General features: G+C 73.2%; 5 protein-coding genes. 1 reads left to right on the plus strand and 4 read right to left on the minus strand.

Annotated features, from left to right (window positions below):
- Window positions 1-8: 8 nt before the first annotated feature.
- The 4 genes from secD to Tsedi_RS11585 all read right to left on the minus strand — a co-directional run bounded on the left by secD (window position 9) and on the right by Tsedi_RS11585 (window position 7,060).
- Window positions 9-1,883 carry a protein translocase subunit SecD gene (gene secD, locus Tsedi_RS11570; protein ID WP_143896771.1) on the minus strand — a complete coding sequence of 625 codons (1,875 nt, stop codon included), beginning with the start codon at window positions 1,881-1,883 and terminating at the stop codon, window positions 9-11.
- The gene (gene yajC / locus Tsedi_RS11575) at window positions 1,880-2,200 is read right to left on the minus strand and encodes a preprotein translocase subunit YajC (RefSeq protein WP_143896773.1); all 321 of its coding nucleotides are present in this window, start codon (window positions 2,198-2,200) and stop codon (window positions 1,880-1,882) included. The genes secD and yajC overlap by 4 nt, the downstream gene beginning before the upstream one ends.
- Window positions 2,201-2,313: 113 nt before the next feature.
- Window positions 2,314-3,282, minus strand: a complete 969-nt coding sequence (locus Tsedi_RS11580; protein ID WP_143896784.1) for a DMT family transporter — start codon at window positions 3,280-3,282, stop codon at window positions 2,314-2,316.
- 130 nt (window positions 3,283-3,412) lie between these two features.
- Window positions 3,413-7,060 carry an indolepyruvate ferredoxin oxidoreductase family protein gene (locus Tsedi_RS11585; protein ID WP_143896775.1) on the minus strand — a complete coding sequence of 1,216 codons (3,648 nt, stop codon included), beginning with the start codon at window positions 7,058-7,060 and terminating at the stop codon, window positions 3,413-3,415.
- A 309-nt stretch (window positions 7,061-7,369) separates the two neighbouring features.
- Between Tsedi_RS11585 and Tsedi_RS11590 the strand changes: the two genes are divergently transcribed.
- The coding region (locus tag Tsedi_RS11590) for an MASE1 domain-containing protein (protein ID WP_185970664.1) at window positions 7,370-7,982 on the plus strand (613 nt) is incomplete at its 3' end.

The following is a 7,982-nucleotide window of genomic DNA, read 5'->3' on the forward strand; positions in this document are numbered from 1 at the left end:
CGCGCCGCTCAGGCGCCCTTGCCACCGCCGGCGGGCACCGTGATGCCGATGGCGATCGATTTCAGCTTGCGCTGCCGCCCGTACCACAGGTTGACCAGCCCGCGCGAGAACATCACCGCCGAGAACATGCTGGTCAGGATGCCGATGCAGTGCACCACCGCGAAGCCGCGCACCGGCCCGGAGCCGAACGTCAGCAGCGCCAGCCCCGCCAGCAGCGAGGTCAGGTTGGAGTCGACGATGGTGCCCCAGGCGTGCTCGTAGCCCTTGTGGATGGCCGTCTGCGGCGCCGAACCGTTGCGCAGCTCCTCGCGGATGCGCTCGTTGATCAGCACGTTGGCATCAATGGCCATGCCCAGCGTCAGCGCGATGGCCGCGATGCCGGGCAGCGTCAACGTCGCCTGCAGCAGCGACAGGATCGCCACCAGCAGCAGCAGGTTGAACGCCAGCGCCAGGCTCGAGACGAGGCCGAAGAACGTGTAGTACACGCACATGAACGCCACCACCGCCACGAACCCCCACACGACGCTGTTGAAGCCCATGCGGATGTTGTCGGCGCCCAGACTCGGGCCGATCGTGCGCTCCTCGACGATCTCCATCGGCGCGGCCAGCGCGCCGGCGCGCAGCAGCAGCGCGGTGTCGTTGGCCTCCTGCGTGGTCATGCGGCCGGAGATCTGCACGCGGCCGCCGCCGATCTCGGTGCGGATGACCGGCGCGGTGACGACCTCGCCGCGCCCCTTCTCGAACAGCAGGATCGCCATGCGCTTGCCGACGTTGTCGCGCGTGACGTCGCGGAAGATGCGCGCGCCCTTGCCGTCCAGCGTCAGGTTGACCACCGGCTCCTGCGTCTGGCTGTCGAAGCCCGCCTGCGCGTCGGTGAGGTTGTCGCCGGTCAGGATCACCTCCCGCTTGACGATCACCGGCCGGCCGTTGCGGTCGAGGTAGCGCTCGGAGCCGAACGGCACCGGGGCGCCGGGGTCGCGCTCGGCGGCCAGACCCTCGGGGCTTTCGTCCACCATGCGGATCTCCAGCGTGGCGGTGCGGCCCAGGATGTCCTTGGCCTTGGCGGTATCCTGCACGCCGGGCAGCTGCACGACGATGCGGTCCGGCCCCTGCTGCTGGATCACCGGCTCCGCGACGCCCAGCTCGTTGATGCGGTTGTGCAGCGTCAGGATGTTCTGCTTGAGCGCCTGCTCCTGCAGGCGGCGCGCGGCTTCGGGGCGCAGCGTCAGCGCCAGCACGGTCTCCTCGCCGTCGCGGCGCTGCGCCAGCTGCACGTCGGGCTGCTCGCGCGCGATCAGGTCGGCGGCGCGCGCGGCGGTGTCGGCGTCGCGCAGGCGCACCAGCACCTCGCCGCCCTCGCGGCGCACGCCGCCGTGGCGCACGTCACGGTCGCGCAGCAGCGTGCGCAGCTCCGTCACCAGCGCGTCCAGCCGCTTGGTGGCGGCGGCGGCCATGTCGACCTGCAGCAGGAAGTGCACGCCGCCGCGCAGATCCAGGCCGAGGTACATCGGCTGCGCGCCCAGCGCCTGCAGCCACGCCGGCGTGCGCGGCAGGAGGTTGAGCGCCACCACGTAGCCGGGGTTGGCGGGATCGGGGTTGAGCGCGCGCTCCAGCGCGTCACGCGCGCGGATCTGCTGCTCGGTGGATTCGAAGCGCGCCTTCAGCGTGCCGCCGTCGAGCTGCAGCGCCTGCGGCTGCAGCTGCGCCTGCGCCAGCGCCGCCTCCACGCGCGCCAACGTCCCTTCATCCAGCCGCTGCGCCGCACGCGCGGCGGAAACCTGCACCGCCGGTGCCTCGCCGAAGAAGTTCGGCAGCGCGTAGACGGCGGCCAGCAGCAGCGCCACCGCCAGGATCGCGTACTTCCACCAGGCGTAGCGGTTCACTTGATCGTGCCCTTGGGCAGCACCTGCGCCACCGCGGTGCGCTGCAGCTGCACCTCCACGCCGTCGGCCAGCTCGATGGCGATGTAGGGGTCGCCGAGCCTGGTCACCTTGCCCAGCAGCCCCCCGGCGGTGAGCACCTCATCACCCTTGGCCAGCGCGTCGATCATGGCCTTGTGCTCCTTCTGCCGCTTCATCTGGGGCCGGATCATCACGAACCACAGCACCACGAACATCAGCAGCAGCGGCAGCAGGCTGACCAGCGTGGAGGGGGCGTCGCCGCCGGCGGCGGCCTGGGCGTAGGCGTTGGAGATGAACACGTCGACGTTCCTCGAAGGTCGGCAGAGACGACAAGAAGGCAGGAAAGCCGCCGCGGCGCGCGGCGGTCAAACGGCCATTGTAGCGGGGCGGCCGGTGCGGCGGCCCGCCGCGGTCAGTCCGGATGCGCCTGCGCCACGGCCGGCAGCGGCCGCGCGCGCACGCCCCACAGCACGCCGGCCACCAGCAGCGCGATACCCGCCAGCGCCGTCGGCGCCGGCCACTGGCCGCGCCACAGGTAGGCGTACAGCAGCGCCGCCAGCGTCTCGAACACGATCAGCTGCCCGGCCAGCGCGGTCGGCAGCCGCTGACTGGCGGCGTTCCAGCACAGCGTGCCGAGCCACGAGGCCAGCAGCCCGAGCGAGACCATCAGCAGCACGAACACCTCGGGCCGCGGCCCGAGCGGCTGCACCGGCCCGGTCCCGCGCCAGGCGCTCCACGCCAGCAACAGCGCGTAACCGATGAGCGCCAGCGGCAGCGTGGCCAGCCCCTGCGCGGTGGACCAGGCGCGCGCGCTGCGCTGCGGGTGCGCGCGCAGCCAGTCGGCGTTGCGCAGCGGATACCACGTCCAGCAGGCCACCGCGCCGGCGGCCAGCAGGGCCCCCAGCAGGTAATCCGCCACGCGTCGCGCCGGGTCGGCGCGCACCGCCTGCAGCTCGACGTGGTTGACCAGCGCGATGCCGGCGGCGATCAGCACGAGCGCCGGCAGCAGCCGGCGCCACGGCAGGCGGCCGTCGCGCGCGGCGTCGCGCCGGTTGGCCACCACGGCGATGACCACCGGCAGCGTGCCGATGATGACGGTGGACAGCGGCCCGCCGGTGCGCTGGATCGAACTGGCCAGCAGCAGGTAGTACAGCAGGTTGCCGACCAGGGCCAGCTCCAGCGCGTGCCCCCAGTCGGCGCGGCGCAGGCGGCGCAGCTCGTGGCGGTCGAACCACGCCAGCGGCAGACACAGCAGCCCGAAGGCGAGGTAGCGCCCGACCGTCTGCAGCGCGGCCGGGTAGTCCGGCAGCATCAGCGGGGAGAGGAACACGAGGCCCCACAGCAGCCCGGCGGCCAGCGCCCACGCCACACCGGCGCCCACGCCGCCCGCCGCCCTGCCGATGTCGCCGTCCATCCGCCGCATGCCGCCCCGCCTCCAAGTCCACGAGGGGCGGGAGTGTAGGGGTGGCGCCGCGCTCGGCGCCGGCGGCGGCGTCAGGCGCGCGACAGCGTCAGGCGGCGCGGGCGGCGGGGGCCGGCTCGTCGTCGGCACGGCATGCGCCGGCGCGCCAGCGGCGGCGCAGCTCGTCCCAGCGCGGGCGCGCGGCCTCCAGATGCCGCAGCTTGACGTGGCCGAACCCCCGGACCTGCTCGGGCCAGCGCGCGATCGCCAGCGCCAGCGGCAGCCGCTCGGGCTTGAGGCCCGCCAGCACCTCGTCGATCGCCTGCTCGTACTCGCGGATCAGCGCGCGCTCCAGGCGCCGCTCCTCGGTGTGGCCGAACGGGTCGAGCCAGGTGCCGCGCAGCCGCCGCGCGCGCGCCAGCCAGCGCATCGCCGTCAGCATCCACGGCCCGAACGGGCGCTTGAGGAGTTCGCCGCGCTCGTTGCGCCGCGCCAGCAGCGGCGGCGCGAGATGGAAGGTCAGGTGCGGCGCGCCGTCGAACTGCTCGCGCAGCCGCTGCAGGAAGACGCCATCGGTGTAGAGGCGCGCCACCTCGTACTCGTCCTTGATCGCCAGCAGCCGGCCGTACTGCTGCGCCACCGCGCGCGCCAGCTCGCCACGGCCGCCGCAGGCGCTTTCGGCCTGCTGCACGCGGCGCACCAGCGCCTCGTAGCGCTGCGCGTACGCGGCATCCTGGTAACCGGTCAGATGCTCCACCCAGGTGCGCACGGTCTGCTCCAGCGTCGGCGTGCGGTGCAGCGGCACCACCTGCGCCGGGGTGAGCAGCCGCTGCACCGCGGCCGGGTCGTGCGCGGCGCGCCGGCCCCACTCGAAGGCGGCCTTGTTGGCGGCCACCGCCACGCCGTTCAACTCGATCGCGCGCTCGATCGTCTCGCGCCGCAGCGGGATCCAGCCCTTCTGCCACGCGTAGCCGAGCACCATCGGATTGACGTAGAGCGTGTCGCCCAGCACCTTCAGCGCCAGCGCCTCGGCGTCGAAGGCGCCGACGCCGTCGGCACCCACGGCCTCGGTGATCGCCGCCACGCAGCGCTGCGATGGATTGCGCCAGTCGGGATCCTGCACGAAGGCCGCCGTCGGCGTGGCCTGGGCGTTGAGCGCCACGCGCGTGCGGCCGGGCAGCGTGCGCGCGAGCGTCTCGGCGCTGGCGGCCACGATCGGGTCGCAGGCCAGGATCAGGTCGGCGGCGGCGCCAGGCACCCGGGTGGTGAGGATGTCGTCCTGGCGCGCGCCGATCAGCACATGGCTCCACGTGGCCCCGCCCTTCTGCGCCAGACCCGCCGCGTCCTGCGTCACGATGCCCTTGCCCTCCAGGTGCGCGGCCACGCCGAGGATCTGGCCGATGGTGATGACGCCGGTGCCGCCCACACCGGCCACGACGATGCCCCAGGCGCCGCCGCCCGGCTGCAGCGCGGGCAGCGCCGGCTCGGGCAGCGGCGGCAGGTCCTTGAGGCCGGGGGCGCCCGCGTCACGGCCCGGCTTGCGCGGCCGGGCGCCGGTGACGGTGACGAAGCTCGGGCAGAAACCCTTGACGCACGAATAGTCCTGGTTGCAGGTGCTCTGGTTGATCGTGCGCTTGCGCCCGAGCGGCGTCTCCAGCGGCTCCACGCTCAGGCAGTTGCTCTGCACGCCGCAGTCGCCGCAGCCCTCGCAGACGCGCTCGTTGATGACGACGCGCGCCGCGGCCTCGGGCAACAGGCCGCGCTTGCGGCGGCGGCGCTTCTCGGTGGCGCAGGTCTGGTCGTAGATGATGGCGGTCACGCCCTCGGTGTCGCGGCACTCGCGCTGCACGCGGTCGAGCTCGTCGCGGTGCAGCACCGGCACGTCGGCCGGCAGCGTCAGCGTCACGCCGCCCGGGGTGGCGTGCCGGGCATGGGCGTATTTGGCCGGCTCGTCGGTGACGATGAAGAGCTTGCGCACCCACTCGCTGCGCAGGCTGTGCACGATCTGCAGCACCGAGTGCCCCTCGGGCCGCTCACCGACCGGCTGGCCGCCGGTCATCGCCACGGCGTCGTTGTAGAGGATCTTGTAGGTGATGTTGACGCCGGCGGCGATGGCCTGGCGGATCGCCAGCAGCCCGCTGTGGAAGTAGGTGCCGTCGCCGAGGTTGGCAAAGATGTGCTTTTCGTTCGTGAACGGCTGCTGCCCGACCCATGGCACGCCTTCGCCGCCCATCTGCGTGAAGGCCACCGTGTGGCGATCCATCCAGATCGCCATGTAATGGCAGCCGATGCCGGCCATGGCGCGCGAGCCCTCCGGCACGCGGGTGGAGGTGTTGTGCGGGCAGCCCGAGCAGAACCACGGCAGCCGCTGCGCTTCGCCGCCGTGCAGCTGGATCGCCTGCAGCGCGCGCTCGCGCGCCTCGATCAGCGCCAGGCGCTGCTGCACGCGCGCGGCCACGTCGCTGCCCTCGGGCAGGATGCCGAGCCTGGTCAGCCGCCGCGCCAGCGCGCGCGCGATGATGGCAGGCGTGAGGTCCGCGTTGGCGCGCAGCAGCGTGTGCGCGCTCGGGTTCGGCACCGACCATTCACCGCCGGAGTGGTCGCCCTCGATCTCGTCGAACTTGCCGAGCACGTCCGGGCGCACGTCGGGACGCCAGTTGTAGAGCTCTTCCTTGAGCTGGTATTCGATGACCTGGCGCTTTTCCTCCACCACCAGGATCTCGCGCAGCCCCTCGGCGAAGGCGCGCGTGATCTGCGCCTCCAGCGGCCAGACCACCGCCACCTTGTGCACGCGGATGCCGAGCTGCCGGCAGGTGGCCTCGTCCAGCCCGAGGTCGTGCAGCGCCTGGCGCAGGTCATTGTAGGCCTTGCCGCTGGCGATGATGCCGTAGCGGTCGTGGGGGCCCTCGATGACGTTGTGGTTGAGCCGGTTGGCGCGCACGTAAGCGAGCGCCGCATACCACTTGTAATCCATCAGGCGCGCCTCCTGCTCCAGCGGCGCGTCGGGCCAGCGGATGTGCACGCCGCCCGGGGGCATCTCGAAGTCGTCCGGCAGCACGATGCGCACGCGCTCGGGGTCGATCTCCACCGTGGCGCTGGACTCGACGATCTCCTGGATCGTCTTCATGCCGGTCCACACGCCGGCGTAGCGGCTCACCGCCCAGGCGTGCAGACCCAGGTCCAGGATCTCCTGCACGCTGGCCGGGAAGAACACCGGCAGCCCGCACGCCTTGAAGATGTGGTCGCTCTGGTGCGCGGCGGTGGAGCTCTTGGCGACATGGTCGTCGCCCGCCACCGCGATCACGCCGCCCCACGGCGTGGTGCCCGCGAGGTTGGCATGCTTGAAGACGTCGCTGCAGCGGTCCACGCCCGGCCCCTTGCCGTACCACAGGCCGAAGACGCCGTCGTAGCGGGCGCTGCCGGGCGGGGCGAAGCCGAGCTGCTGCGTGCCCCAGACGGCGGTGGCGGCCAGCTCCTCGTTGACGCCGGGCTGGAAGACGATGTGGTGGGCCTTCAAGTGCTCGCGCGCCTTCCACAGCGCCTGGTCGTAGCCGCCCAGGGGCGAGCCGCGGTAGCCGCTGATGAAGCCGGCGGTGCGCTTGCCGGCCAGCGCGTCGCGCTGGTGCTGCAGCATCGGCAGGCGCACCAGGGCCTGGATGCCGCTCATGAAGGCACGGCCGCGCGCCAGGGTGTACTTGTCATCGAGCGTGACGGCGGCCAGCGCGCGCTGCACGGACTCGGGCAGGGGTGCGGACATGGCAGAGGTCTCCTGAGATCGAAACGGGCCGGTGAGCCCCCAACCGGACGGCGGGCCTGCCAAGAACGCCCGCGGCCACCGCGCGCCGGGATCGCCGGCGGCGGTACCTGCTCGCTGCTTGCGCGCCCGTCCGGGCTCGACCCTGCAGTGTAGGCGGCAGGTCCCGGGGCCGGCGCAATTCCCCACCCGCCGCCGGGACATTCCGCGGGAAAACCCGGACTCTGCGCCGGCCGACCGCGCCCGCTGCGCCGGGTCCGCCGCCGCGTCACGACCCGGTGCTACAGTGATGCCACCCCATCGCGCGATCGCATGGACGTCGTCGAACCCGTCTCCGCTGCGCCGCCCGGCCATCCCGCCGTGCGCGCCCTGCGCACCGCCGCCGGCACGGCGCTGGCTTACGCGCTGGCCGGCTGGCTGGCGCTGCAGCTGCGCGTGCCGCCGGACTACGCGATCGTGGTGTTCTTTCCGGCCGGGGTGGCCGCCGGCGCGGTGCTGACGCGTGGGCGCGCGGCGCTGCCGGGGGTGCTGCTGGGATCGCTGGCGGTACAGGTGATGGCGCATCAGGCCGTCGGCGCCGACTGGCGGCACTGGGGCGTGCTGATACCGGCGCTGGGGGCGGCGGCGATGGCGGCGCTGTCGGCTTGGGCGGTGCGGCGCTGGGTGGGCTATCCCTCGGCCCTGGACGAGCCGCACCAGGTGCTGCGGCTGCTGTTCGGGGTGCTGCCGGCCAGCAGCCTGCTCAACGCCAGCGTGTCGGTGCCCGCGCTGGTGCTGCGCGGCGTCATCGCCCCCGGCGACGCGCTGGGGCAGTGGGCCAGCTGGTGGATCGGTGACACGCTGGGGGCGACGCTGCTGGTGCCGCTGGTGCTGGTGCTGCTGGGCGAGCCGCGCGCCGCGTGGTGGGGGCGGCGCTGGGGGGTGG

Source organism: Tepidimonas sediminis (genome assembly GCF_007556605.1).
GTDB lineage: Bacteria > Pseudomonadota > Gammaproteobacteria > Burkholderiales > Burkholderiaceae_C > Tepidimonas > Tepidimonas sediminis.